General features: G+C 70.4%; 26 protein-coding genes. 13 read left to right on the plus strand and 13 right to left on the minus strand.

The window, feature by feature from the left end; genetic code table 11:
- The first annotated feature begins 346 nt into the window (after nucleotides 1–346).
- Nucleotides 347–1,072: a transposase family protein gene (locus tag WH85_RS41870; protein ID WP_083449678.1), complete on the plus strand. Its 726-nt coding sequence runs from the start codon at nucleotides 347–349 to the stop codon at nucleotides 1,070–1,072.
- A gap of 130 nt (nucleotides 1,073–1,202) precedes the next feature.
- Here WH85_RS41870 and WH85_RS41875 read toward each other — a convergent pair whose 3' ends face one another.
- Nucleotides 1,203–1,658, minus strand: a complete 456-nt coding sequence (locus WH85_RS41875; protein ID WP_342669828.1) for a GNAT family N-acetyltransferase — start codon at nucleotides 1,656–1,658, stop codon at nucleotides 1,203–1,205.
- Between the two features lie 182 nt (nucleotides 1,659–1,840).
- Nucleotides 1,841–2,080 (minus strand): hypothetical protein, encoded by a 240-nt coding sequence (locus WH85_RS41880; RefSeq protein ID WP_045747744.1) that lies wholly within the window; start codon nucleotides 2,078–2,080, stop codon nucleotides 1,841–1,843.
- 48 nt (nucleotides 2,081–2,128) lie between these two features.
- Between WH85_RS41880 and WH85_RS41885 the strand changes: the two genes are divergently transcribed.
- Together WH85_RS41885 and WH85_RS41890 are read left to right on the plus strand one after the other, a co-directional pair.
- Complete coding sequence (locus WH85_RS41885) at nucleotides 2,129–2,488, plus strand: hypothetical protein (protein ID WP_045747745.1); 360 nt, start codon at nucleotides 2,129–2,131, stop codon at nucleotides 2,486–2,488.
- A 371-nt stretch (nucleotides 2,489–2,859) separates the two neighbouring features.
- Nucleotides 2,860–3,744 (plus strand): hypothetical protein, encoded by an 885-nt coding sequence (locus tag WH85_RS41890; RefSeq protein WP_045747746.1) that lies wholly within the window; start codon nucleotides 2,860–2,862, stop codon nucleotides 3,742–3,744.
- Nucleotides 3,745–4,009: 265 nt separating this feature from the next.
- On the opposite strand, the gene WH85_RS41895 is transcribed toward WH85_RS41890, so the two are convergent.
- Entirely contained in the window at nucleotides 4,010–4,810 is an 801-nt protein-coding gene (locus WH85_RS41895) for an N-acyl homoserine lactonase family protein (RefSeq protein ID WP_045747747.1), read from the minus strand.
- A gap of 131 nt (nucleotides 4,811–4,941) precedes the next feature.
- Here WH85_RS41895 and WH85_RS41900 point away from each other — a divergent pair, with 131 nt between their 5' ends.
- Nucleotides 4,942–5,601, plus strand: coding sequence for a response regulator transcription factor (locus WH85_RS41900; RefSeq protein WP_045747748.1), 660 nt, complete (start codon nucleotides 4,942–4,944; stop codon nucleotides 5,599–5,601).
- A gap of 18 nt (nucleotides 5,602–5,619) precedes the next feature.
- Complete coding sequence (locus WH85_RS41905) at nucleotides 5,620–7,002, plus strand: sensor histidine kinase (RefSeq protein ID WP_045747749.1); 1,383 nt, start codon at nucleotides 5,620–5,622, stop codon at nucleotides 7,000–7,002.
- On the opposite strand, the gene WH85_RS41910 is transcribed toward WH85_RS41905, so the two are convergent.
- Nucleotides 6,992–7,903 carry a TAXI family TRAP transporter solute-binding subunit gene (locus WH85_RS41910; protein WP_045747750.1) on the minus strand — a complete coding sequence of 304 codons (912 nt, stop codon included), beginning with the start codon at nucleotides 7,901–7,903 and terminating at the stop codon, nucleotides 6,992–6,994. The two genes, WH85_RS41905 and WH85_RS41910, sit on opposite strands and share 11 nt — an antisense overlap.
- A 173-nt stretch (nucleotides 7,904–8,076) precedes the next feature.
- On the opposite strand from WH85_RS41910, the gene WH85_RS41915 reads away from it, so the two are divergent.
- From WH85_RS41915 to WH85_RS41935, 5 genes are read left to right on the plus strand one after another with little or no spacing between them, the layout of a single operon-like run.
- Nucleotides 8,077–8,730 carry a hypothetical protein gene (locus tag WH85_RS41915; protein WP_045747751.1) on the plus strand — a complete coding sequence of 218 codons (654 nt, stop codon included), beginning with the start codon at nucleotides 8,077–8,079 and terminating at the stop codon, nucleotides 8,728–8,730.
- A gap of 52 nt (nucleotides 8,731–8,782) precedes the next feature.
- Complete coding sequence (locus WH85_RS49590) at nucleotides 8,783–10,375, plus strand: serine/threonine-protein kinase (RefSeq protein WP_083449679.1); 1,593 nt, start codon at nucleotides 8,783–8,785, stop codon at nucleotides 10,373–10,375.
- Nucleotides 10,372–10,890: a hypothetical protein gene (locus WH85_RS41925; protein ID WP_045747752.1), complete on the plus strand. Its 519-nt coding sequence runs from the start codon at nucleotides 10,372–10,374 to the stop codon at nucleotides 10,888–10,890. The genes WH85_RS49590 and WH85_RS41925 overlap by 4 nt, the downstream gene beginning before the upstream one ends.
- A gap of 45 nt (nucleotides 10,891–10,935) precedes the next feature.
- Nucleotides 10,936–11,298 carry a hypothetical protein gene (locus WH85_RS41930; protein ID WP_157411563.1) on the plus strand — a complete coding sequence of 121 codons (363 nt, stop codon included), beginning with the start codon at nucleotides 10,936–10,938 and terminating at the stop codon, nucleotides 11,296–11,298.
- Nucleotides 11,288–12,034 (plus strand): hypothetical protein, encoded by a 747-nt coding sequence (locus tag WH85_RS41935; RefSeq protein ID WP_045747754.1) that lies wholly within the window; start codon nucleotides 11,288–11,290, stop codon nucleotides 12,032–12,034. The genes WH85_RS41930 and WH85_RS41935 overlap by 11 nt, the downstream gene beginning before the upstream one ends.
- Nucleotides 12,035–12,041: 7 nt before the next feature.
- Here WH85_RS41935 and WH85_RS41940 read toward each other — a convergent pair whose 3' ends face one another.
- Nucleotides 12,042–12,482, minus strand: a complete 441-nt coding sequence (locus tag WH85_RS41940; protein ID WP_045747755.1) for a DoxX family protein — start codon at nucleotides 12,480–12,482, stop codon at nucleotides 12,042–12,044.
- Nucleotides 12,483–12,551: 69 nt separating this feature from the next.
- Here WH85_RS41940 and WH85_RS41945 point away from each other — a divergent pair, with 69 nt between their 5' ends.
- Nucleotides 12,552–13,109 (plus strand): TetR/AcrR family transcriptional regulator, encoded by a 558-nt coding sequence (locus tag WH85_RS41945; RefSeq protein WP_245674329.1) that lies wholly within the window; start codon nucleotides 12,552–12,554, stop codon nucleotides 13,107–13,109.
- A gap of 13 nt (nucleotides 13,110–13,122) precedes the next feature.
- Here the strand turns inward: WH85_RS41945 and WH85_RS41950 are convergent, their stop codons facing one another.
- From WH85_RS41950 to WH85_RS41975, 6 genes are all read right to left on the minus strand, one after another.
- A complete protein-coding gene (locus WH85_RS41950) occupies nucleotides 13,123–13,650 on the minus strand; it encodes a hypothetical protein (RefSeq protein ID WP_157411564.1) in 528 nt (175 codons plus the stop codon).
- Between the two features lie 573 nt (nucleotides 13,651–14,223).
- The gene (gene msrA / locus WH85_RS41955) at nucleotides 14,224–14,727 is read right to left on the minus strand and encodes a peptide-methionine (S)-S-oxide reductase MsrA (protein ID WP_045747758.1); all 504 of its coding nucleotides are present in this window, start codon (nucleotides 14,725–14,727) and stop codon (nucleotides 14,224–14,226) included.
- A gap of 81 nt (nucleotides 14,728–14,808) precedes the next feature.
- Entirely contained in the window at nucleotides 14,809–15,903 is a 1,095-nt protein-coding gene (locus tag WH85_RS41960) for a hypothetical protein (RefSeq protein ID WP_045747759.1), read from the minus strand.
- Nucleotides 15,900–18,296 carry a hypothetical protein gene (locus WH85_RS41965; RefSeq protein ID WP_045747760.1) on the minus strand — a complete coding sequence of 799 codons (2,397 nt, stop codon included), beginning with the start codon at nucleotides 18,294–18,296 and terminating at the stop codon, nucleotides 15,900–15,902. The genes WH85_RS41960 and WH85_RS41965 overlap by 4 nt, the downstream gene beginning before the upstream one ends.
- A 10-nt stretch (nucleotides 18,297–18,306) precedes the next feature.
- Entirely contained in the window at nucleotides 18,307–19,893 is a 1,587-nt protein-coding gene (locus WH85_RS41970) for an AMP-binding protein (protein ID WP_083449682.1), read from the minus strand.
- The gene (locus WH85_RS41975; RefSeq protein ID WP_083449683.1) at nucleotides 19,890–21,971 is read right to left on the minus strand and encodes a type II toxin-antitoxin system Rv0910 family toxin; all 2,082 of its coding nucleotides are present in this window, start codon (nucleotides 21,969–21,971) and stop codon (nucleotides 19,890–19,892) included. The genes WH85_RS41970 and WH85_RS41975 overlap by 4 nt, the downstream gene beginning before the upstream one ends.
- A gap of 66 nt (nucleotides 21,972–22,037) precedes the next feature.
- Between WH85_RS41975 and WH85_RS41980 the strand changes: the two genes are divergently transcribed.
- A complete protein-coding gene (locus WH85_RS41980) occupies nucleotides 22,038–23,195 on the plus strand; it encodes an acyl-CoA dehydrogenase family protein (RefSeq protein WP_045747767.1) in 1,158 nt (385 codons plus the stop codon).
- A 79-nt stretch (nucleotides 23,196–23,274) separates the two neighbouring features.
- Here WH85_RS41980 and WH85_RS41985 read toward each other — a convergent pair whose 3' ends face one another.
- Together WH85_RS41985 and WH85_RS41990 are read right to left on the minus strand one after the other, a co-directional pair.
- Entirely contained in the window at nucleotides 23,275–23,706 is a 432-nt protein-coding gene (locus tag WH85_RS41985; RefSeq protein WP_045747761.1) for a GNAT family N-acetyltransferase, read from the minus strand.
- Nucleotides 23,703–24,272 (minus strand): hypothetical protein, encoded by a 570-nt coding sequence (locus WH85_RS41990; RefSeq protein ID WP_045747762.1) that lies wholly within the window; start codon nucleotides 24,270–24,272, stop codon nucleotides 23,703–23,705. Before WH85_RS41990 ends, WH85_RS41985 begins: the two co-directional genes overlap by 4 nt.
- Nucleotides 24,273–24,489: 217 nt before the next feature.
- Here WH85_RS41990 and WH85_RS41995 point away from each other — a divergent pair.
- Nucleotides 24,490–25,677: FAD-binding oxidoreductase (locus WH85_RS41995; RefSeq protein ID WP_052721199.1), on the plus strand; the 1,188-nt coding region annotated here is incomplete at its 3' end.

The raw sequence follows: 25,677 nt of genomic DNA on the forward strand, positions 1-25,677 counted from the left end.
ACCATCAGCCCGAGCCGGATCGGCGACATCGTCGCCGCAGCACTTCACCTCATCCATTTCGAATACCGATACCTGACCGCCGCTCGCTGAGATCACGTCGGTATGTGGCTTGGAGTATCCGGCGATCTAGCGTTGGTGGAGAGCCTGCGCGCACCGAGAGACTCGCCTCTCCGGTTCATCCCGCTACTCCAAACGGCTCAGGATCGGCAAGTTCTGCGTCAGGTCGGTGGCGTCTACCAGTTCCGCCACGCCGCGCTGCAGGACCTTCTCGCATTCCCGGAAAGTACTAAGGGATGTCTCGTAACCCGATGATTTTCTGGTTCGGACAATAAGTGATCATCGATGGGTGCAGGTGTTCTCAGCCTCTCGCCCCGCGTTGATCCACCCGTTCACCGGGCTACAGCCGGCGCAGTTTCGCCGCCTCGTGCGTCTGGTCGCAAAACGCGGCGGTGACGCCATCGCCGACGGGCGGCCGGGCCGGCCGTGGGCGACGGCCCTGCCTGACCGGGTCCTGCTGGTGGCCGTGTACTGGCGCACAAACCTGACCATGCGCCAGCTCGGCCCGCTGTTCGGGGTATCGCACTCCGCGGCGCACCGGGTCATCGACACAATCGGGCCGCTGCTCGCGTTGACGCCGGTAAGCCGCCGCCCGACGGGCCAGGTCGCGATCGTGGACGGCACTCTGATCCCGACTCGGGATCACCGGTTGGCCGCGAAGAGCAAGAACTACCGATATTCGGCGAACCTGCAAGTCGCGATCGATGCGAATACCCGCCTGGTCATCGCCCTGGGCGACCCACAACCCGGCAACCGTAACGACACGATCGTGTACCGCAGCAGCGGCATCGATCAGCAGTTGGCCGGCCGTGAGGTGATGGCCGACGGCGGCTACCGCGGCAACCCGGAGGTGATCATGCCGTACCGCAAACCGGCCGATGGCAGTGAACTACCCGAGTGGAAACAGGACTACAACGCCGGGCACCGCAAAGTCCGGGCCCGTGTTGAACATGCCCTGGCCCGGCTCAAGACCTACAAGATCCTGCGCGATTACCGCCGTGCCGCCCGAACCTGAGCCGTCACCGCATCGGGAATCGCCCACCTGCACAACATCGCGTTGGCCGGCTGACCAGAAATCGGTCACGGGCAAGACCTACGGGAGCGTCAGTCTTGGAGGACGGCCGCGTCGCTGGCCTGTTTCGCAGCTATGCGTCGGTGAGGCTCTTGTAGAACCGGGCCTTCTCGACACAGGCGTCCTCATATCCGAGACGTTGATAGAAGGTGTGGGTCTCGGTCCGGTGACGGCTGCTGTTGAGCTCTATGGCGAGGCAGCCGACAGCGCGTGCCTGGTCTTCGACGGCCGTCACCAGCATCCGGCCGACGCCCCGGCCGCGGTACCGCTCCTCGACCACAAGGGCGAGCAGCCGCCCGAACTTCCCGGTCTTTTCCAGTATCGGCAGGACGTGCAGTGCCGCGACGCCGACCAGGGCGCCGCCGTCCTCGGCGCCGATCAGCCAGCTTGCGGGATCCTCGAGCCAGTAGTCGAGTCGTCCGTCCAAGTCTGACTCAGTGGTCGGATAGCCGAGTTGCTCCAGTAAGCCGGTCAGCGCGAGAAGGTCCTGTCGCCGAACCGGTCGAAGAAGGAGATCCATACGGAGCATTATGTCCGCCGCCCCGCCCACCCCCGGGGCCCCGACCGCAGGCCCACAAATAGCATCCGCCGGGGCAGTGGCAGCCAATCCCACGGCCAACTGGGACCGACATACGCGCGCAGAGCACCTGCACCGAGTTACGAGACATCGCTTAGCGAGTAGTGCGCCCACGTACAGGGGAATGGGAGTGGTCAGCCGATGAGGTGCAGGGCCCACTGGGCGGCGAACACCACGAACGGGAGCAGGGCCAACAGCGCGGCCACCTTCATCACGACCCGGCCGATCCGGGCCATCCTCGTGTCACCGGTGCCCTCGGCGAGACGGCCCATCGCCTCGGTCTGCGCGTCGATCGAGAACGGGTTGCTGCTCGTGTCGGTGTAGCCACGTTTCAGCCAGTCTCGGTCCGGGTTCGGGTCCTGGAAGGTGCCCATCGACTCAGTATGTGCCGTCCGGTCCAGGGGTGACCTACGGTGACTGCCATGAGTGAAGATCCGGATGGCCCGGCGTGGCGGGAGCGGGCCGGGCGCGGGGCGGCGCTGGCGGGGCTCGCGGCGGTGCCGGTCGTGTCGCTGATGTGCTGCGTGCCGGGGACCGCGGTGCTCGGTCAGCTCGACGCGAACTGTGGCGCCGATTTTGAACGCGCGTGCCTGGACACCTCGCAGGCCGTCTTCACCGTCTGGCCCTACGTAACCGGGGGCGTGGCCTTCGCGGCGTTCCTGGCCCGCGCCTGGATCCCCCGCCGCAAGGAGAGCCTGCGACTGGTGGTGGGCGCCTTCGTCGTGGCGCCCCCGCTGGTGAACGTGCTCGTCGCCGTCGCGGAGTTCGCCAAGGCCAGCTGATCACCATCGGGCATGACCACTGATCGGAGGGTGGGGCGCGGCAGCGGGCCGGTGTGGGCAACTCGGTGCGGTCTGGGCCACCACGGGACTCCCGCCGACGCGTACTCCCCAAGCGCTCTGCGCAAGGCCGCTGAAGGGCAGAAAGCTCCGCAGCAATCCTCCGGAACGCTCCCGGAACCTGATCCACCCCGGACGTCCATCAGGAATCCGACAGCACCGATCGATCCCGCGCGGCAGACGGGCGCTTCAGCCGCGAAATTTCCCTGGCCGGCGACCGAAATGACGGAAGTTAAAGAGCCGACCACCCTCACTGCACACCTAGAGTCACCGTTAATTGACGGAGAGCGATATCTTGGTGAACGGTGGCCCCGATGGCGCAGACCACGCACCCCAGCAACTGCGAGAAAGCCCGGCAACACCGGTGCGATTGCGCCTGCAGCGGCGCGCGCCACGGCTGGGGTGGATGGATCGGATATGCCCGCGGACCGGAGAGGGACCGCGCGGACCGCCGGGAACAGCTCCTCGCCGGCATCACCCGGAACCGGCACAACAAGATCGGATTCAACCGGCAGAACCGGGAGGGCTACATCGATCTTGCCCGCCTGGAGATCAGCGGCCGACTCTCCCCCGACACCACCGGAGACCGCACACCGCGGATCGTCGACCTCGGCGATCCGCGGAGCCGCGCGATGCCACTGAACCGGCTGGAGACTCTCGCTGACACGCTTCTGGAGAAGACCTGGGCAGAGACCTCCAAGGAGATCGACAAGCAGGCAGGAGACCAGGCCCGTGAGGTCAAGCGGCGGTTGGCCAAGCACACCTGGTGCGGGATTCTGGTGATCCTGATCCGCGGACTCGAGGAAGTCCACGACGTCGCCGCGTTCGTAGCCGACAGGGCGAAGAAGCTCATCGCGGAGTTCGTGACCAGCAAACTGTCCAGCCTGGCCCGGACGCTGGCCGAGGCGGTCGTCGGGATCGTCGTGGACAAGGTCGGATCGGCGCTCGGCCGTCTGGTGGAGGCGCACTTCCCGCTGCTCGGCGAGGACACCCTCCGGGTCCTGCGGATGCTGGCGCTCTTCGTCTGCCCCTCGGTCGACAGGCATGCCGACGTGTACAGGTATGCCGTCCAGCCACTGACGGCCGAAGGCACCACGTTCCTCATCGCGGAGACCCGCGATCAGGTGACCGCGCTGTTCACCGAGTGGTGGGCGAGGACCGACCCGGGATCGGAGGGCGGGGCGTGGCAGCGGGCGTGAGTAGGCGGCAGGCCGCGTTCCGGACTGCTCCGGGACCGGGCCGACGCGTACCCTCAAAAAGGTCTTCCGGTTTCGATGATCCGCCAGAGAGACATCGGTGCTGGTGGTCGACGCGGTCAGCGAGCTGCTGCGCGTGGTTCGGCCCGGTGGCCGGATCGTGATTCTCGACTTCCAGGGCACTGCGGGGTGCGCGGAGACGCTGCGTCACGCCGGTGCGCGTCTCGGCCTGGAACTGGAGCAAGCATCCATCCGCCGGTCCGGGTGGTCAGCGCCGTCGGTCCGCGAGCTCCGCAGTGAGAGTGGGCCAGGCGACGGGGTCGTGTCCGGGGATGACCGGGTAGCCGCGGCGCGCCCCGATGTCCTTCAACCGCCGGATCTGCTCGACCGTCTGTTCCGGCGTGGCCCCGCGGAACGAGCCGATGGCCCGTTCCTCGGTGATGTTCTCGGTGAGGTCGGCGGCGTCGCAGGCGAAGACGTAACCGCCGCCGCCGGCCAGGTCGACCACGAAGCTCTGGTGGCCCGGCGTGTGTCCGGGAGTGGACAGTGCGGTGACGCCCGGTGCGATCTCCACGTCGCCGGTGGCGGGCACCCAGTCGATGCGCGGGTCGTCGTAGTCGATGCGGGCCATCGAGTAGCGCTCGGGTTCGGGGTGGTTGTTCAGGCCGTAGTCGAGTTCGGCCTGCTGGATGTGGACGGGGACGCGGCCGGCGAAGTGTTTCAGGCCGCCGGCGTGGTCGACGTGCAGGTGACTCAACGCTACGGCGGTGATGTCACCGAGGGCGACGCCGACCGCGTCCAGGGCCTCCAGCAGCGGTTCACCGGACGGCGACCCTGAAAGAGAAGGCTGATAATTCGGACTCGGGTAGAAACGACTACGCAACGCTGGATCCCGCAACAGCGCCGTGTTGAAGCCGGTGTCGAGGATCAGCCATCCGTCGCCGGTCTCGAGCAGCAGTGACGGCACCGGCTCCCGGACCCGCTCGGTGCGTGAGCCCCCATGGACGGAGGCTGACTTGGGCAGATCCTCCCAGCCCAGGGTGAGCGCGATGATCCGCCGCACTGCCATGTTGCCCCCTCGAAAGCGATTGGATCCCAAGGTAGCCTAGATGGATCCTCCGTCGACAGAGAAAAGTAAGGCAGTCTGAAACACAACCCGGTTAGCGTCCGGCGATCTGAAACAACCGACAAAGGGGGGCCATGCGGATCCTGCTCGTGGAGGACGACCTGCGGGTCAGCACGGTGATGACGTCCATGCTGCAGCGCCGCGGCTACCTCGTCGAGCATGCCGCCACCGCCACCGCCGCCCTCGAGGCCGCCCCCTGCGACCTGGTCCTGCTCGACCTCAACCTCCCGGACGGCGACGGCGTCGACGTGTGCCGGACGCTGCGGGCGCGCAACGAGAACCTGGGCATCATCGCGGTGACCGCGCGCGGCGAGGAACGCGACAAGGTGACCGGACTGCGGATGGGCGCCGACGACTACGTGGTGAAACCGTTCTCGATGGCCGAGCTGCAGGCCCGGATCGAAGCGCTGCTGCGGCGGGCCGTCCGCACCTCCAGCGCCCCGCCCGAGGTCGCCGAGATCGGGCCGCTGCGCATCCACCACGGCGCGCGGACCGTCAGCTTCAACGACGAAGAGGTCACCCTGACCCGCAAGGAGTTCGACATCCTCGCGTCGCTGGCACGGCGGCCGGGTGAGGCGGTCACCCGGGAACGGATCCTGCTCGATGTGTGGCAGACCACCTGGTCGGCCAAACACACCCTTGAGGTGCACGTCGCGTCGTTGCGCGGCAAGTTGGGGGATCCCGGCCTGGTGCAGACGGTGCGTGGCGTCGGCTACCGTTTGCGCACCGGATGACGGCGGGCAGGGGGCGGTGTGCGCAGGCGGCTCGTGGGCACCTATCTGCTGCTGCTGTGCATGGTGCTGCTGGCCCTGGAGATCCCGCTCGCGACGTCGCTGGCGAGCCGCGAGACGGCGGGCGCGGTCGCCGACCGGCTGGCCGACGCGACCCGGTTCGCCTCGCTGGCCGCCCCGGCGGTGCGCAGCGGCGAGCTCGACGCGCTCAGTGACGAGCTTCAGCAATACCACGAGTTGTACGGGATCGCCTCGGTCCTGGTCGACCAGGACCAGAAGGTGCTGCGCGTCTTCGGCGACGAACCGCGCGACCCGCAGGAGACCGGCATCGCCATCCGCGACGCCCTGGCCGGGCACCAGGTCGGCATGCCGGAGACGCTCTGGCCGTGGGACGAGCGACCGGTCGTGGTGGCGGTGCCGATCAGCGACGGCGGCGCGGTGCTCGGCGTGGTGCTCACCGTCTCCCCGTCCGACCGCAGCCGCCGCGAGATCCTCACCCTGTGGCTGATCCTGGCCCTGGTCGGGGCGGTCGCCGTGGCGGTCTGCATGACCACCGCCAGCCGGCTGGCCGGGTGGGTGCTGCGGCCGGTGACCCGGCTCGACGCGGTCACCCACGAGATCGCCGCCGGTGACTCGGGCGCGCGGGTGCAGCCCGGTCTGGGCCCGCCCGAGCTGCGCCGGCTGTCGGCGAGTTTCAACGAGATGGCCGACACGGTCACCGCGTCGCTGGAACGGCAGCGGGAGTTCGTCGCGCACGCCAGCCATCAGTTGCGCAACCCGCTGACCGTGCTGCGCCTGCGGATCGAGGACCTGGGCAGCCGCCTCGACGACGAGGAACTGCGCGGCGAGAACGACATCGCCCTGGAGGAGACCGACCGGCTCGCGGACGTGCTCGACGGGCTGCTCGAGCTGGCCCGGGCCGAGCGTGGCCGGCAGCGCGTCGAGGTGGTGGACGCGGTGTCGCTGACCCTCAACCGGGCGCAGGCCTGGTCACCGCTGACCGAGCGGCGCGGCATCGAACTGGTCACCGACGTGCCCGGTGAGGCCCAGCACGCCCGGCTGGTGGCGACCGCTCTCGATCAGGCGCTGGACGCGCTGATCGACAACGCTCTCAAGTTCACGCCGGCCGGCGGGCGGGTCGAGGTGGGCGTGGCGGCTCGCGACGGTGGCGTGGAGGTCTGCGTACGCGACACCGGCCCCGGCATGACCGAGGAACAGTGCCGTCAGGCCACCGAGCGGTTCTGGCGGGCCCCGGACGCGCAGAACGTCGACGGCGCCGGGCTGGGGCTGTCCATCGTCACGGTGCTGGTGGAGGCGTCCGGTGGACGGTTCGAGCTGGCGCCGGCGGAGTCCGGCGGGCTGGCGGCGAGCATCTGGTTCCCGGCCGGCGCCGTCACGGTTTGACCGACTTGTAATAGCGGGCCGCCCCCGGGTGCAACGGGACCGGCAGGGTCGCGATGGCGGTGCGCAGGTCGAGCCGTTCGGCGGCCGGGTGCGCGGCGGCCAGCACGTCGCGGCGTTCCATCAGCAGGCGGGTCAGGTCGTAGGCGACGTCGTCGGGCATCGACGACGACACCACGAGCAGGTTCGGCACCGCGACCGTCGACACGGCCGGCATCCGGTAGGCGGAGGTGGGGACGTCGCGGACCACGTACACGTCGCTGTAGGCGTCGCGCAGCGGCGCGGCCCAGGCCGCGAGATCCACGATCCTGGTGCCGATCTCGCCGCTGAGCTGCTTGATCCCGGCGACCGGGAGACCGCCGGAGAAGAAGAACGCGTCGATCTCACCGCGGGACAGCGCCAGGATGGAGTCGTCGAGGCTCAATTCCCTCTGGTGTACGACTCCGTCAGCACTCATGTCCGCCACCGCGAACAGGCGGCTGACCGTGACGCCGGTCCCCGACCCGCGGGCCCCGACCGACACGGTGCGGCCCTTGAGGTCCTGGAGCCGTTTGATGGGGCTGTCCGCGCGGACCACCAGGTGCAGCAGGTCGTCGTAGACGCGGGCCAGCGCGGCCGTCCCCGGCACCGGGTCGCCGCCGGTCACCTGCACGTCCGCCTGGGTGAACCCGACCTCGGCGGTGCCGTTGACGATCATGTTCAGGTTCTCCGCGGAGGCCGCGGTGACCAGCACGCTGGCGTCCAGGCCGGGCAGTTCCTGGTTGACGACCTCGGCGAAGGCGCTGCCGATCGCGTAGTAGACGGCGGTCGGGCTGCCGGTCGCGATCCGGATCCGGTGCTGCTCCGGAGTCCCGCCGACACAGCCTGTGATCATGAGGAGCGTGGCGAGCCCGGCGAGTGCCATCCGGCACGGCCCGGCGAGTCGCCGGCCCCTGGTTCGGGGTACCACCCGTCTCCCAACGCAGCAGGGCGTGATCCCCGCAAGTTTCCCTCAACTTTGTATCCGGGAAGTACCGGCTGAACGTCCGACCCGGCACGGTAACGGAAACCCGCAAACCACAGGGGGGCGAACAGCACATGGACCAGATTCCGGCCCGGGCCGTCGTGCTCGCCGCGGCGCTGCCGGCCGCCTTCGAGTCGGCCGTGCTCGTACAGTGCGTGGAGACGCCCCGGCTGCCCGGGTTGCGCCCGTCGCGGCACGCCGCGCTGACCCCGGCGCCCCTGATCGGTGCGGCCCTCGCCGAGTTCGACAACCCGGACGCCGCGGACCGCCTGGCGGCGCTGCTCGGCGGTCTCGGCTGTGCGGCCACCCGTGAGGTGCGGGCCGGCGGCGGCCGCCGGCGGTACGAGGTGCACGGCGTACTCGTCCCCGGGCACCTGCGCCTGGCGGCCAGCGGGATGCTGGCCGCGGCCTGGCGGCAGGGCCGTCAGGCGCTGCTCTCCCCCGAAACGCTGGGTGTGTCGTCGCCGCGCAACCTGCAACGGCTGGCTCTGGCCCACCTGTCCTGGCGGGCCGTGCTGCTCGCCGGTGGACGGCGCAAGCGCGCCGACCGCCTCTGGGTCCGCCTGCCCGACCAGGACACCGCGGCGGTGCTGGTCCGGGCGGCCCGCCTGCTCGGCGTGTCCGCGACGGTCACCCGGCGCCCGGGCTGCCTCGTCGTGACGGTTCCGGCGAGCGCCGCGCCGGTGCTGACCGCCGCCCCCGTCACGGCCGCACGGGTCCTGTGCTGACCGTCCGGTCCCCTCGACGACGGCGTTCCTTGATCCCGTAATCTACCGACCCATGCCCACCGATCCGTTGCGACCCGGCGACCCTGCGGAACTGGGCGGTTACCATCTGCTCGGCCGGCTCGGCGAGGGCGGTATGGGCGCCGTCTACCTGGGCCGCGGACCGGACGGAAACCTCGTCGCGGTCAAGGCGATCCGCCCCGAACTGGCCCACCAGTCCGAGTTCCGCGGACGGTTCCGCAGCGAGGTCAACCGGGCCCGGCAGGTCCCGGCGTTCTGCACCGCGCCGGTGCTCGACGCCGACCCGGAGAGCGAGACCCCCTACCTCGTCGTCGAGTACGTGGACGGCCCCAGCCTGGCCGACGTGGTCACCGACCGGGGACCGCTGTCCGGCGGCGACCTGTACAGCGTGGCGATCGGCGTGGCGACGGCGCTGACCGCGATCCACGGCGCCGGGGTCATCCACCGCGACCTCAAACCGCGCAACGTGCTGTTCTCGCTCGGCACCCCGAAGGTGATCGACTTCGGGATCGCGCGGGCGTTCGAGGCGACCAGCAACCACACCCGCACCGACCAGATGGTGGGGACGGTGTCGTACATGGCACCGGAACGCTTCGACGGCGACAGCTCCGGGGTCGGGCCGGCGTCGGACGTGTTCGCCTGGGGGGTGGTGGTCGCGTACGCGGCGACCGGCCGGACCCCGTTCGGCGCGGACTCCCCCGCCGCGACGGCCGCCCGCATCCTCACCCAGCCACCGCAGCTCGGCAACCTGCCGTCGCCGCTGCGCGAGATCGTGGACCGGTCCCTGGCCAAGAACCCGGCCGACCGTCCCAGCTCGACCGAGCTGCTGGACCTGCTGCTCGACACCGGTTCACACGGCGTCGGTGACCTGGCCGGCAGCCCCGAACTGCGGCAGGCCGCGCAGGCCGCCCGGGCCGGTGGGCGCTCCCGGCAACGACGCCGCCGCAGTCTGCTCGCGGCGGCCGGGGCGGGCGTGGCCACTCTCGCGGTGCTCGGCGCGGCCGGCGGGATCGCCCTCAAGAACTCCGCGCTCGACGAGCCCGCCGCCCCCGTCGAGGCCGCGCCGACCCCACGGATCGGCAACGGCCCGATGATCATCGACCCGCTGGGGTGGGCCGCCCAGTGGACGGTGAAGGCCGACGGGCGCAACACCTGCCGGTTCCGCGACGGGCACCTGGTGGCGACCACCCCGTACGGCGAGTCCAGCTCCTGCCCCGGCCCGAAGGACATCATCGGCGGCGACCAGTCGATCGCCGTCACGGTGTCGGTGCCCCAGGCGGGAAGTTGCGCGTACATCTCGTTCCGCCGGATCGAGGACACGGTGGGCTACCACCTGACGCTCTGCCGCGGCGAGATCACGGTCACCCTGGACACGAAGGGTGCGGCGACCACGGTCGGCACCGCCCGCTCGACGGCCTTCGCCGACGGCAAGGACCACCGGGTCGGCCTGGAGATCCTCGACGACGTGGCGACCGTCTCGCTGGACGGCGCCGAGGTGCTCACCGCCGACGTCGACGACCGGCGGCTGATCAGCGGCTGGATCGAACTCGGCGTGGAGAACGAGCTGGAGACGACCGCCGACTACGCGCAGGTCACGTTCAAGGATGTGGAGATCCGGACGCTATGAGACTCCGCCTGCTCGCCCTGCCCCTGGTCCTGCTGCTCGGCGCCTGCTCCACCGCGACACCGGTACCCACGTCGTCGGCCTCGCCGGCGCCCGCCCCCACGCCGACGTTCACCGACGTCAGCCGAGGCGACACCGACTCGATCGTGCGGCTGCTCACCTACCAGAGTGGCAAGGACAAGGCGATCGTCGTCGAACCGATCATCTTCATGATCAATCCGGATTTCTGCGAGGCGTTCCACCTGCCTCCGGACAACCAGCAGTGCCAGAGCGCCTGGAACACCGCCGACAGCGAAGCGAAGATCACCCTGCCGCGGGCGGACGACGCGGAGTTCGCCCTGGTCGGCGCGAGCGGCAACGACGACCTGACCCAGTGCATGGACGAGCAGGCGGCGGCCACCTGCAAGGCGTCGGCCAAGGAGTTCGCCGCATGGTACGAGTACAACTCCACGCCGATGGTCCGCCTGAAAACCCGCAACGGCGTAGCGGTCAGCCTGGCCGAGGTCTACATCCCTTAGTGGAGAAACTGGATCGACACACATCAGCACGACTACGGTGTGCCGGTGCAGCTCTGGCAGTGTGTCATGTGGGGGGTGTTCGGCGGCGTCGCCGTCGAGGGCCTCGAGTGGAGCGCTGTCATGCGCCGTGGGCGCTGGCCGTGGAACAAGCGCTTGAGAGCCGGCCCGATCATCGTTTCGGTCCTGATCCGCCTCGGCGTCGGTGGCGTCCTGGCCGGTGCCGTCGGGGCCAGCGGGCCGATGAGCCAGCTCAGCGCCCTGAGTGTCGGCATCGCCGCACCACTGATCATCGAGAAGATGGCCCAGCAGATCCCGGGTGCCGAGTCCGGCAACGAGCCGTCTACGGCCGGAGCCGAGCGTGACGGCCGGGGCGCGGTGACCCGGGCGGGGGAAGCCAATGCGCTCTGACGGGTTCATCAGCCAACTGGTCCGGGCTCTGGCCCGCAACGGCGAACCGTTTGTCGCCATTCCACACCAGCCGGGCGCCTTCTGGCTGCAACGCCCGGCCTGCGCCTGGCAGCGCTTCCGGGCCGCGCGGGCCGGGCGCCCCCTGGTGGCCGCATGGGCCGGAACGCTCAGGCTCGTAGCCACGGCGCTCGCCGTGATGCTGATGTGCTTTCTCACCTATGCCGTCGGGCTCACCGTCGGCACCAGCCGCGAGCAGACGGGCGGCCAGCCACCGGCCACCGTCGACGACGTGCGGATCGAGGCCGAGGCCATCGACGCCCTGTTGCGGGAAAGCGGTGACATCCGTACCCGGTTGAACAAGGCGATCGCCGATGTACAGGCCTGCTCGAACCTGGCCGGCGCCATCGCGGACCTCCGTGATCTCACCGACCAACGTCAGCGGCAACTCGACCTTCTCGCCGGCATCTACATCGCGGACCTTCCGGACGCCGAGACCATTCGGGCCAGCCTCACCGCGGCGTTCTCGCATGCTCGGGACGCGGATGCGGCCTTCACCGCGTGGGCGGCAGCCGCGGACCCGGACGGCTGCGCGTCGCCTCCCGAACGGTCGGCCCAGTTCGAGCAGGGCATGGAGGCATCGGAGCGATCCGGGTCCGCCAAGATGGAGTTCCTCGAGCTGTGGAATCCGGTCGCGGTCCGGTTCGGGCTGCCTGCGCGGGAACGGCAGGAGATCTGACATGCGGTCAGAACGCGGCGGCTATCGCGGCTCCGACGAAGACGACCTGTAGGGCCGCGCGCAAAAATAGTGGAGTGGCCTGGCGGCCGCCCAGTTGCAGGTGGTGGCGTGCGGCCACCACGTTCGCCGGGAACATCGCGAGCATCAGCAGCGCCAGCAGCACCGCCGCGAGCGGGGCGACCCGCGGGATCAGCAGACCCACCGCCCCGGCCAGTTCGAGGACGCCGGTCAGCGCGACCAGCAGCTCCGGGCGGGGCAGGCCGGGTGGCACCATCGCGGCCATCTCCCGGCGCCACCCGGGCAGGAAGTGCGTCGTCCCGGTGAGGACGAACATCAGCGCCAGTGCCCAGCGCAGCGGGGTCTGCCAGTCGTCGAGCATGTCGATGCCGGCCAGGCCGAGCAGGCGGAAGATCGCGAAGCCACCGGCCAGCGCGAAGAACGGAGCCATCTCATTCCCCAATCTTGTCGTTGGTAAGATTGCGCCTCGGCTAGGATGTTGTCAACGGTAAGATTCGAGGTGAGGAACATCGGCTACCACCACGGCAACCTGCGCCGGGCCATCATCGACGCCGCCCTGCAGGCGACCGCCGAGACCGGCCCGACCGGCTGGAGCCTGCGCGAACTGGCCCGCCGCAGCGGCGTCTCACACGTCGCCCCGGTCCACCACTTCGGCGACAAGACCGGCGTGCTGACCGCCGTCGCCGCCGAGGGCTACGAACTGTTCGCCGACGCCCTCGCGGCGGCCGGCGACGACTTCTTCGAGGTCGGGGTGGCCTATGTGCGGTTCGCCCTGAGCCATCGCGCGCACTTCCAGGTGATGTTCCGCCCCGACCTCTACCGCCGGGACGACCCGGACGTGGTCAGCGCCGAACGCCGCGCCGCCGGCATCCTCCGGGCCGGATCACGCACGCTGTCCGGAGACGCCGGCCCGGACCGGGCCCTCACCCTGGCAGCGTGGTCGACGGTGCACGGCTTCGCGAGCCTGTGGCTCAACGGGAGCATGGCCGAGAGCGCCGACGGCGACCCCGAGGCCACCATCCGCGCCGTCCTGCGAGCCGCCTTCGTCAGACCGTGACAGCCGACACCACTCACGTGCCCAGGCAGAACCTCTTGCCACGATCCGCGAACTCGGCCTGCGACACCAGGACATCCTCGTCGCTGCGTACGTCCTGGATCAGCACCGTGCCGGGCGCGAGCCGCTCCCGGTCGGACAGCCGGAACGCGACCTCCATCGTCCGAAAGCTGTTGTTCTTGGTGTGGCCGTACAACCGGTAGTCCACGTCGGGCAGGAGCCGTGGCGGCCCGAGACTCGCCACCCACCCGTCGGCGGGAGCCTCCAGCGGGAAACTCAGCACCCGGCCGGCGCCTCGCGGAACGGTGTACTCGACCTCGCCCAGTTCCTCGCCCGCCAGGCTCGGGTGGTTGTCCGGGGCGCTCTGCGAAGGCGCGGGCGCCGGCCGGAAACCGGCGAGATAGACGACGTCCGGCGGATCGTCGTAACACATCGCGACGGCGCCCCAGAGGTCTCCCTGAGCGTCGACCGTCAGCCCGGTGATCCCCTCCTCGGGCACCGAACACGCGGCGAGCCCGGAGGCGGCACCCAGGATAATGATCAACTGTCCTGCTCTCCGTCGCATGACAAGCCACTCTGCACGCTGCGGCACCCACAGGCCAGCGCCGTGTCGATACCGCAACCCGCGTCGTCAGGTGATGCGCTCTGGAGGGCGTGAGACGAGATTCGCACGATGTCCACCCAGCACTGGTCAATCCGTCGCGGGCAGGTAGCGCACGCTGCCGCCGCCAGGCCAACGAGGCCGGACCGCCGACCATATGCGAGCCGGAACGGGGCTCGGCACGGCCCAACGCGCTCAGCGGCAGGTAGAAGTCCAGCCAGTCAGGGCCGCTGTCCTCGCGGCCCGCCACGACACCGCACACGATCAGCGCTCCGTGGGGCAGTCGGGCCACACCGCACAGATGGCCGAACCACAGCAGCGACGCCGGGTTGCACGGCACGGCCTGGTGGCCGCCGCGGGCCACGGTCGGCCCACCCGTGCGTACCCCCATCAGGCTTGTGATCGGGCAGAAGCGCACCGGCCTACATCGGTGAGCCGACCTTGGTGCGCGGGCCACCCCGGGCGGGGGTCAGCGCACCAAGGTCGCAGCAGTATCCGTCAGACAGCGGCTTCGGGTCACTGCGCGCGGCGCGGGAGCTTCCAGTCGGGCCGCGGGAAGTGGCAGGTGTAGCCGTTCGGGATGCGCTCCAGGTAGTCCTGGTGCTCCGGCTCGGCCTGCCAGAACGGGCCGGCCGCGGTCACCTCGGTGACGACCTTGCCCGGCCACAGGCCGGAGGCGTCCACGTCCGCGATGGTGTCCTCGGCGACCCGCTTCTGCTCGTCGGTCTCGAAGAAGATCGCCGAGCGGTAGCTGGTGCCGATGTCGTTGCCCTGCCGGTTGACCGTGGTCGGGTCGTGGATCTGGAAGAAGAACTCCAGCAGATCCCGGTACGACGTCGCGGCCGGGTCGAACTCGATCTCGATCGCCTCGGCGTGACCGTCGTGGTTGCGGTACGTCGCGTTCTCCACCCGGCCGCCGGTGTAGCCGACCCGCGTGGACACCACACCGGGACGCTTCCGGATCAGGTCCTGCATCCCCCAGAAACAGCCGCCGGCCAGAATCGCCTTCTCCGTGGCCATGTCTCCTGCACCCCATTCGTTCGCAAAGCTTCCGCCGCGAACACTAGCTCGCCGCGCCCGCCCCGACACGGCGACCCGGCGTCACCGTGTCGAGCGCAGCACCGCGCACGCGCCGGCCAGGCCGGTCCGCAGGTCGAAGAAGAACGAGGTGAGCAGCGGGACCGGGAAGTTCGGGTATTCGGCCGCGTGCGCCGCCGCCGTCGTGAGCTGGCAGGACCAGGCGAGTGTGGTCAACAGGTTGCTGCAGAACCGCCCGGCTTCGGTCGGCGGGCCGTCCGGCGTGCGGTTGATCACCTGGGCCAGGGTGGGATGCCAGTGCCCGCCGGGGTCGTCGGGCAGCCGCAGTGCGCCGGCCAGGTGTTTCGCAAGCCGGGGCACCCCGCCCGGGTGGGTCTTCTGCATGGCGCCCCACAGGCGGGCGACCAGGGATCGTCCCTCGCGCAGGCTCGGCCGGAACGACTCCGGGTTGCTGACCTCGCCGTGTGCCGCCTCCGCATCTTTCAGGAAGTCGTCGTAGCGTTCGCCGCGGCTGGACAGAACCGACCACAGCGGCTGGGCGGTGGTGGGAGCGTCGCGCCAGACCTCGGTCAGCCGGGTGAGCAGGACGCCTTCCAGCTCGTGGACGGACCGGCGCAGGCGGCCGACCGCCCGCTCGTCGGCGTTCAGGCTCACCTCGACCCGCCAGGTGAGATCGAGGATCACGACGGAGATCTCCCGGCCGCCGATCCTCGGGAACCAGTCCGGCACCCGGGCCGGCGACGACAGCTGGGGCAGGCGCATCTCGGTACGGGCCAGCAGGACAACGCCGTACCGGGTGGCGCCGGGTTCGTGGCCGAACGCGTCCAGGCAGTCCTGCCGGTTCCCCTCGAGGACCGCCATGAAGTCGTTGAGCAGCGCGTTCGCGTTGGCGAACGAGACGTCGCGGACCACGACCACCGCGATCGGTACGTCCCGCAGGTGTTCGCGGAGTTCGATCGCGTACTCCTCGCGGCTGCCGGCGACCTGAAACCAGAAGCCGGTGAGTTCCGCGCCCCCGGAAGCACCCACGGAAGCGCCCACGGAAGCGCCCACGGAAGCGCCGACGCCGACGCCGGCGCCGACGCCGGCGCCGGCCAGCCGGTCGCGGACGCTGCGGGCCAGTTGTGCCGGGGTGACCTGGTCGGCGACGTCACTCATGCGTGGATGCTCCCCTCGGAGACGGCGGCGATCCGGCCGAGGAGACGGATCCGTGGCCAGACCCACTGGTTGTCGTGGGCGATGAAGTTGCTCGCCGCCGCGGCGGTGAGCAGGGTCTGCGGGTGGGTGGTCACGGTGCGGGCGATGGCCTCGAAGTCGGCGTGCGAGCACCGGAACGTCGTCGGGGACGCCTGCATGAGGCCGCGCATGCAGGCGTACACGTCGTGCAGCCACGGGCTGTGTTCGCGGCCGAAGTCGCCGAGCGCCTCGGCGGCCGCGCTGCGGAAGAAGTCGTACTCGGAGCTGCGGCCCAGCATCGACGGGGTGAGGGCGGCACCGCAGAAGCCTTCGATGTCGCTGCGGTCCAGGGTCAGTTCGGACTGCGGGCGGCCCTGGTCGATCAGGGACTGCACGAACTCCCGCAGCAGGTTGACGGTCAGGTACGGGTGGCCGGACGTCTCGGCGTACACGCCGTCGATGAAGGACGGGTCCGGCGACATGGTGTTGCCCAGGGCCTTGGCGACCAGTTCGGAGAATTCGCTGCTCTCGTCGCCGGCGTGGTGCGGGAACAGCGGGAACGGGTCCTGCCGGACCAGGGGGCTGAGCTGGTTCTGGTCCATCATGATGAAGTGGGCGTTGGGCTGCTGCCCGAGGAAGATGAGCAGGTTCTCCCGGGAGAACCGGACGAGCTGGTTCATCAGCGGCTGCACGACGGTGAACCGGATGTCGCGGTCGCGGCGCAGGAACGCGGCGAGCTGGCCGAACAGGGTCTCGTACTCGTCGAGGACGAAGACGATCCGGCCGTGCTCGCTGGATTCCCGGTCGGAGCAGTGGTCGATCAGGCCCTCCACGAAGTCCTGCGGGATCCGCCGGCCCTTGTCCAGCGCGTCCGACACCCGGTCGTAGAAGACACTGTCGTGTTCGCGTTGCCCGGTGGTGTCGCAGGTCTGGCTGATGATGGTGGCCTGGCCGGTCGACGAGCCCAGGTCGAAACCCGCGGTGGTCTTGCCGCTGCGCCGCACACTGCACCACAGGCGTACGCCGTTGCGACTCTCGTAGGTGCGCAGCAGGTTCTGTACGCTGCGCCGCCGTACCCGGTAGAAGCGCAGCTGTCCCGGCTCGGCCAGCGGGAAGTCCAGGGCCGGGTTGCGCAGCAGCGGCTGGTGCCGGTCGGCCCGGGTCTCCGCGCGGTAGGCGTGGTCGACCAGCATCCCGAACACGGTCTCCCGGGTGTCGCCCACGTCGCTGGGCTGGTCCCCGCGGGCGGCCACCACCATGGTGGCGAACCGCGGGTCGCGGGCCACTTCGGAGCGCAGGTCGGGGCGCAGCGGGGCGACCACCACGGCCACGCCCCGCCGGGACGCCTCGACCAGGTCCAGCGGGTCGACGCTGTCGTCCAGGTAGCACTGAAGTTCGATCATGTGAGCGATCGGGGACAGGTCCGAGGGCCGCAGCGTGATGTCGAGGCGGTTCTCGTTCACCCGGAACTGGGAGATCGCGGGCAGCGGGACGTGCCGCCGGCCCAGGCCCAGGTCGTCGATCGCCGCGGCGGTCGGCCGCACGATCCGGGCGATCCGGTCGCCGAACAGGCTGCTGCCCAGCACCTGTTGCAGCCGGTCGAGGTCCGGTTCGGTGAGGAACGCGAGGGTGTGCGCCCACGAGCGGTACTCGACCGACAGGATCTCCCAGCCCTTGCGGGTGCCGAAGTCGACGTCGGCGAACCCGCCGAGGATGGCGATCAGCATGGTCGAGGTGAGTCTGCGCAGATCCTGGGCCTGCTGGGTACGACTGGCCCGGTCCAGCCGGTGGCAGTAGAAGTCGATCGGCAGGTCGAGGAAGTGCTGCAGGCCGTTCAGGTTCTTCGACTGGGCGTAGTCCTGGCTCTCGCCGCGGGTCAGCTGATGGTTGAACCCCTTCTGGAAGATCTCGGTGGAGTGCTGCCACAGCAGGAAGAGGACGTACTGCAGGAACCAGTCGACCTGATCCGTCTCGTCATCGATCAGGCGCAGGAACCGGTCGAAGTCGTCCTCCAGCCAGTCGCGGTAGTAGGTCGACCATTCGAAGATGTGCCGCCCGCTGAGTTCCTCCAGCCCCGCCTCGAACTGCTCGACGAGTTCCTGCGCGGTCAGCGGTGTCTCGGGGGCCGCCTGTGCGGGAGCCGGGGGTTCGGGTTCGCGGGCGGAGAGACGGTTGGTCAGCACCACCTGCAGCCGGGCCCGGCGCCGGGGCAGGAAGTAGTCGTCGATGGTCTCCTGGATGCTCGCCAGGTGCCGGTCCAGTTCGGTGCGGGTGAGGATCTCGATGAGGTCCTTCGTCTGCCCTTCGGCCTCGGCGAGCCGGTTGCGGTACGCGAGGAGCCGGATCGCCTCGATGCGGTCCACGATGTCGCTCATCCCCGTACCCCTAATCGGTGGGAAGCTCGCGCCGGAGCACCTTGCCGGTGGGGTTGCGGGGTAGCTCGTCGAGGAAGAGCACGTCGCGGGGCACCTTGTAGCGGGCCAGGTTCGCCTTGACGAAGTCCTTGATCTGCTGCGGGTCTTGGGCGGCGTGCGCGGCCGGCACGATGAAGGCGCGCAGGCGGGTGCCGAACTCGGGGTCGTCGACGCCGATCACCGCGGCTTCGAGGACGTCGTCGCGGGAGGCGAGCAGGTTCTCCACCTCGAGCGGATAGACGTTCTCTCCCCCGGAGATGATCATGTCGTCGTCGCGGCCGTCGATGTGGAGCAGGCCGTCCGTGTCGAAGTGCCCGCGGTCGCCGGTGGCCATGTGGCCGTCGATGACCTGTTTGGTGCGGCCGTCGGTGTAGCCCTCGAACGGGATGCCGGTGCGCACGAAGACCCGGCCGATCGCGCCCGGCTCGTCGACCCGTTCGTCGTTCTCGTCGAAGAGCGCCACGTGGACGGTCACCGGCGGCCGGCCGACCGTGCCGGGAGATCGTCGCAGCTCGTGCGGTTGGGCGACGGATGCCACCGCCACCTCGGTCGAACCGTAGACGTTGTACAGGACATCACCGAAGGTGTCCTGGAAACGGGTGCTCAGTTCGGGCGAGAGGGCGGAACCCGCCAGGAAGACCGCGCGCAGCGACGACGTGTCGTACTTCCCGATGATCTCCGGGCCCAGGGCGAGCATCCGGGTGAGCATGGTCGGGACGGCGACCAGCATCGCGGCCCGGTGGTCGCTGATCGCGCGCAGGATCGACTCGGCGTCCAGGCGGCGCAGCAGGACGGCGTGGTTGGCCAGCGACAGGCCCACCGTCCAGGCGCCGAACCCGGTGCTGTGGAACAGCGGGGAGGCGATCACCGCGGTGCCCTGCCGGGGGAACGCGATCCGGTCCGCGATCAGGGCGCTGGCCAGCGGTGACACCTTGGTCCGCGGGGCACCCTTGGGCAGGCCGGTGGTGCCGCTGGTCAGGATGATGAAGCCGCCGGGCCGGCGGGGTTCGGGCTGCGGCGGCGTGGTCGGTTCGGCTGCGGTCAGGTCCTCGACGGTGCGGTCCTCGGACGGCCCGTCGGCCCAGGTCAGACAGCGGGGGACGCTCGTCGGCACGATGTCGGCGAACTCCTGGTCGTAGAGCAGGAACCGCACGTTCTCCCGGTCGATCACCTCGGCGAGCTGGGTCTTCGCCAGGCCGGTGTTGAGCATGGCCAGGCGCAGGCCGGCCCGGGCGGTGCCGGTGATCGCCAGGGCCAGGCCGCGGTGGTCGCGGGCCAGGACGCCGATCACGGCGCGCGGTGGCAGGCCGACCCGGAGCAGGGCGTGGGCCAGGGCGTTCGACCGTTCGTAGTATTCGCGGTACGACCAGGTGCCGCGCTCGTCGGTGAGCGCGGGCGCGTCCGGGTGTTCGAGGGCGGCCTTCTGGGTGAGGGCGGCCTGCGGTCCGAGGCGGGCGTTGGCGACCGCGGCACGCAGGAGCCGGTCGGGCCGGCGCAGGTCCACGATGCCGATCTGGTGCATGCGCAGCACTGCTCGGAGATGTTCGGATGCGCTCACGGCCGGGGCTCCTCGAATCCGTCGCGGGTGATGTGCAGGAGGTGCCCGGGTGTCAGCGGTCCGGGCCGGGGCGGGACGCGGCGGATCACCCGGTCGCCGGAGGGCGTGATCGCGGTGACGATCAGGGCCTCCGGGGTGGCGTCGCGGTGGTATGTCGTGGTGAAGGCTTCGAGGGTCGCCGGTCCGGTGTAGCCTTCGGCGACCTTGCGGGGCTTCTCGCGGGACGCGGCCGCGTCGGCGTCCAGGTCGGCGAACGGTCGTTCCGGCGGCGTCGCGGACAGCAGCGTGATCGCGTGTTTGGTGAGGTACCAGCCGAGGGCGGTGACCAGACCGTGGTCGTCCGGTGCGGCCCGCAGCAGCGGGACCATCGTGGCCACCGCGTGACTGGAGTAGTTGTTGCCCGGGCCGCCGGCCATCGTCAGCCCGCCGGTGACGGTCAGCGGCCGGTCCGGGTCGTCGAGCGGGAGCCCCAGCTCCGCCGCGCCGATCTGCACGGCCGACGGGAAGCAGGCGTACAGGTCCACGTACCGGATCTGTCCGATGTCGCGGGCCACGTGGTCGAGGACCGCACGACCGTTCGCCCGGATCGCGGGGGACTCGTTCAAGGACGAGCGTTCGGTCACGTACCACTCGTCGGTGGCGTGTGCACCGACGTGCGGGAACACCCACTTCTCCTGCGGGATGCCGGCCTCGGTGGCCGCCGCGACACTGCACAGGATGATTCCGGTCGCCTGGTTGACCTGCAGGTTCGCGGTCATCAGCTTGGGATAGGGGTCGGCGATCGGGCGATTTCCCGGCCCCGGAGCGGCCACTTGCGCCGCGGTGAGGCTTTCCCTGCGCCACGCGTACGGGTTCCCGGCCGCGACCCTGGAGAACCGGGACCACAGTTCGCCCGCCCCGCCCGGAAGGGTCGACTGGATGAGCGCGTAGAGGTGGATGGGCGCGACGAGCCCCGCCTCGATCTCCGCGTCGGTGTTGGGTGCCGTGTCGACGCCGATGGTCCGGCCGGGTACGGCGTCGTCGTCCTGTCGCGGCCAGTCGAGCGTGATTCCGGCCCGCTCGGCGGCCGCCGCGGTGGCCGCGGCCTCGCCTCCACCGAGCAGCGCCACCCGGGCCCGGCCGTCCACGATCGCCGCCGCCGCGTCGTTGAGCAGCCGCAGCGAACCGTCCCCACCGAACACCGTCGTCTGAACAGTTTCGGACGGCCGGGCTCCCACCCGGTCCGCGAGCAGCGCCGCCGCGTCCGGGTACTGCCAGGACACGCTGGCGACGTACCCGACCAGATCCACCTCGGCCCAGATCCGCTCCCCCGCCCCGCAGTCCGCGGCCGCCGACCGGGCCGCACGCGCCGCCAGCGACACCGGGTCACCGTCGCGCGGTTCGGTCCCGTGGTCGCTGACCTGGCCCACACCCACGATCACCGGGGTCCATGCGTCCAGGTCCTGGCCGGTGCGCTGGTACCGGACCGGCCCAGGTTTCGCCGCCCGCTCCCGGTCACGGCCGGCTGCCCGCTCCGGCTCGCGCCGGGCTCCCCCGGCCAGCCGCTTCAGCGAGACCCGCACCGCATCGCCCAGGTTGCGGGCCACCATCGGGCCCAGCGGCCCGTCCGCCGTGCCGCCCTCCACCCCGCCGTCGAAACGCACCGTGGTCCCGGACCCCGACGGCTCCACCGTCAGGGCGAACCCGACACTGATCCCCATCGGACCACGGCCCTCCAGCCACAGACACCGCGGCGCCTCGGCACGCACGATCGTCCACCGCACCTCGGCGGGCGTGCCCATCAACTTGACCCGCTCCACCACCCGCTCGCCGTCGCGGAAACCGGTCGGCGTCTCCCCCACCCAGCCCAGATGCGAGGTCAGCCAGCTTCCACGCCGCCCGGGATCCGCGATCTGCGCGAAGACCCGGCCGGGCGGGGCGCCGACCTCTTGCCGCAAATCGCAGGGGTACGCGTAGACCCGCGGTCCACCGGCAGGCGGCGTTGTCGGCGGCTCCCGCCGCGGGGACAGAACCCGGGACACGACGGAGGCGGCGACCGCCCGTGCCATGGCGAACACGGCACGCAATGGTGTCGGCATCGCCCGACGGTAAGCGAGTGACGCACGTCACTGCAAGATCGCGACAGGGTATTGACCGGAATGACGATGCGAGACAGTCTCAGCGGCGTGTACGAGACTCCGGAACGCCTAGCCCTGCGCGACGCGATGACCCGTTTCGTCGCCCGCGAGATCCTCCCGAACCTGGCCGCCTGGGAACAGGCCGGCGAGATCCCCCGCAACCTGCACCGGCGCACCGCCAAGGCCGGCCTGTACGCCGTCGGCTTCCCCGAGGAGATCGGCGGCGACGGCGGCTCCACCGTCGACACGGTCGTCCTGACCGAGGCGTTCATGCAGGCCGGCGGCTCGTCGGGCTGCCACGCCTCGCTGTTCACGCACGGCATCGCCCTGCCGCACATCATCGCCGGCGGAGGGCCGGGCCTGATCGACCGATTCGTGCGACCGGCCCTGGCCGGCGAGATGATCGGGGCGCTCGGCATCACCGAACCGGGCGCCGGCTCGGACGTGACCGGCCTGCGCACCACGGCGGTCCGCGACGGCGACGACTACGTGGTCAACGGCGCCAAGATGTTCATCACCTCCGGGGTACGCGCCGACTTCGTCACCACCGCCGTCCGCACGGGCGGTCCGGGAGCCGCGGGGATCAGCATGCTGATCGTCGAGAAGGGCACGCCCGGTTTCACGGTGTCCCGCAAACTGGACAAGATGGGCTGGCTCTGCTCCGACACGGCCGAACTGTCGTTCGACGACTGCCGGGTACCGGTGCACAATCTGATCGGCGAGGAGGGCACCGGGTTCCAGCTGATCGGCCAGGCGTTCGTCCCGGAGCGGATCATGGCGGCGGTGCACGCCTACGGGGTGGCGCAACGCTGCCTCGATCTGACACTCGCGCACGTCCGCGGGCGGGAGACGTTCGGGCGCCCGCTCATCAGCCGGCAGGTGGTGCGGCACAAACTCGTCGAGATGCGGCAGAGGATCGAGTTGGCTCGCGCGTACACCCGAACGATCGCCGAACGCCATGCCGGCGGCGACCCGGTGATCGGCGAGGTGTGCCTGGCCAAGAACGCCGCCGTGGACGCCTGCAAGTTCGTGGTGGACGCCGCGGTCCAGTTGCACGGCGGCATGGGGTACATGCGGGAATCCGAGGTCGAACGCCACTACCGCGACACCCGGATCCTGGGCATCGGCGGCGGCGCCGACGAGATCATGTCCGACCTGGCGGCGAAGGTCTTCGGCTATCAGTGAGGATCGTCCGTCACGGTGACGGGTCATCTGACCCGCCGGATCTCCTCGAAGTAGAGCACCGGCTCGACCGGTCCGGTCGTCATGTGGTCCCGCCTGTCCTCTTCGTCAGTGGAAACCAGTAGTTCACGGTCGGTCCCTGGGTTGCCACCGTCGCGCCCATCGTTTCGTAGAGGTGGCGCGCGCCCGCGTTCGCCTCCCCCGTGATCAGGAACATCCTGGTGGCGCCGAACTCCGCCCCCGCCTCCATGAACGCCCGCAGCAGGGCCCGCCCGATGCCGCGCCGCCGGTTCTCCTCCGCGACCTCGAGGTGATGCAGGTAGACCATGCTGCTGCCGTCCGGTCTGGCCAGCACATGTCCCCAGCACCAGCCGAGAAGGCCGTCCTCGTCCGCCGCGACGAACGCGAGCGCCCCGGGTGCCGGCACGAATGCCGCGGCGCCGTTCCCCGCACCGAATCGCCGGACAGCCCGGTCGAGCAGATCCTCATCAGCCGGTAGGACACTCCAGATCATCTGGCCATCCAGTCGAGCAGGGCATCCCATTCGTCCGCCTCGCTCGCCTCGTTGCCCTGGTTCGCCTCGTTGCCCTGGTTCGCCTCGGTCGCGCCTCGCCGACCGCCTGCCGGGCCGGGTCGTCCGGATCCGAGCAGGCCCGCGGCACGATCGCGCCGGCGGACCATCGCGGTGGCCAGTTCGGCGCGGTGGCCGGCCAGCGCGGGGAGCCGGACCATCGCGGTCAGGTTGTCCGCCAGGAAGAGGGCACGGTCCGGCCGCGCGTCGTTCAACAGCATGCGGAGTACGGGATAAGCATCCGTGATCGCCCCCTCCAGCCCGGGCACCTGGTCCACCCAGGCCGCGGCGTCCCCGATCAACTCGACGATCGACTCGACCGTGTCCGACGGTGCCCGCCCGTCGGCGATCATCGCGCTGAGGTGCCGGACCGCTCCCGTGCTCTCCGGCCACGGCGGGCCACCCCGGTAGACGTTCCACACCACGAGGTCGAGTCGGCAGAGGGCGTCGTCACGCTCCGCCGAGTCCCCGAACTCCACATCCCGCAGGCAGGCCTCCACCTGCGACACCCGTTCCTCTTTCCGCAGTCGTTGCGGCCGTCGCCGCAGTCAACCGATCATGTCGACCATCCCCCAGCCTCGTCGCGCCGCGCAATTCGGAGAGTACCGGCGTCCTCGGCACCCCGGAACAAGCCCGCACTCAGCCGATCGGTGGGTTCGCGATTCAGCCCTCCCATCATCACGGCCATTGATACGTACGCCGCCGGAGTCCTGGAATCGTGGCGGCATGACCAAGCCCGAACGTCTCCAGGTCCGCCGCCGTTCTCTGATCGTCGGCGCGGGTGCCGTGGCCGGTGGTGCCCTGACGTCCCCGGCGGCTGCCGCTGCCCCCGCCCCCGCTGCCGCCCCCGCTGCCGCCGCCGGCGCAGTTCGCATCACGCCCGGCGACCGGCGCTACGACAGTCTGCTGCGGGGCAACAACTTCCGGTTCGCGGGGCGGCCCGACGAGATCCGGGTCTGCGCCACCACCGAGCAGGTGCGGCAGGCCGTGTCCGAGGCGGTACGGGCCGGGCTGCGGGTGGCCCCCCGCAGCGGCGGGCACTGCTTCGAGAATTTCACCGCCGACCCCGCCGTCCGCACGCTGCTCGACCTGTCGCCGATGGATGCGGTCACGTTCGATCCGGCGATGCGCGCGTTCGCCGTGCAGCCGGGCGCCACGCTCGGTCAGGTCTACCGGGCGCTGTTCAAGGGCTGGGGTGTGACGATCCCGGGCGGCAGCTGCCCGTCGGTCGGGGCGGGTGGTCACATCGTCGGCGGCGGCTACGGCGCTCTGTCGCGCCGCTACGGTTCGGTGGTCGACCACCTGTACGGCGTGGAGGTCGTCGTCGCCGACCGGGGCGACACCGCCCGCACGGTGACGGCCACCCGGGAGGCCGACGATCCGAACCGGGAGCTGTGGTGGGCGCACACCGGCGGTGGTGGCGGCAACTTCGGGGTCGTCACGAAATACTGGCTGCGCTCCCCCGAAGCCGACGATGCCGGCGGTCCGCTGCTGCCGCCCTCCCCGGAGCGGATGCTCGAGAGTGTCGTCGCGTTCGGCTGGGACGGTCTGACCGAGGAGTCGTTCAGCACCCTGGTCCGCAACTTCGGCGTCTGGCACGAGCGCAACAGCGCCCCCGGCGCCCCCGCGCTCGGGCTCTACGGCCTGTTGCTGCTGTCGCACCGCGCCGCCGGTTATTTCACGCTGGTCGCCCAGATCGACGCGGATCTGCCCGGCGCGGACGGCATGGTGACCGCGTTCGAGGCCGCGGTGACCGCCGGTGCGGGCGTGCAGCCGATCTTCACCTCCCGGCGGACGTCGTCCTGGCTGCACAAGTTGACTTCTCCCCGCCCTAAAGGACGGGGATTCCGGCGGTCGCCCGCCGGGTTTCCTGCTTCACAGCCGACCGCCCCGAACGGAGATTCCCCCGTTGAG

Source organism: Actinoplanes rectilineatus (assembly GCF_000962825.1).
GTDB classification, from domain to species: domain Bacteria; phylum Actinomycetota; class Actinomycetes; order Mycobacteriales; family Micromonosporaceae; genus Actinoplanes; species Actinoplanes rectilineatus.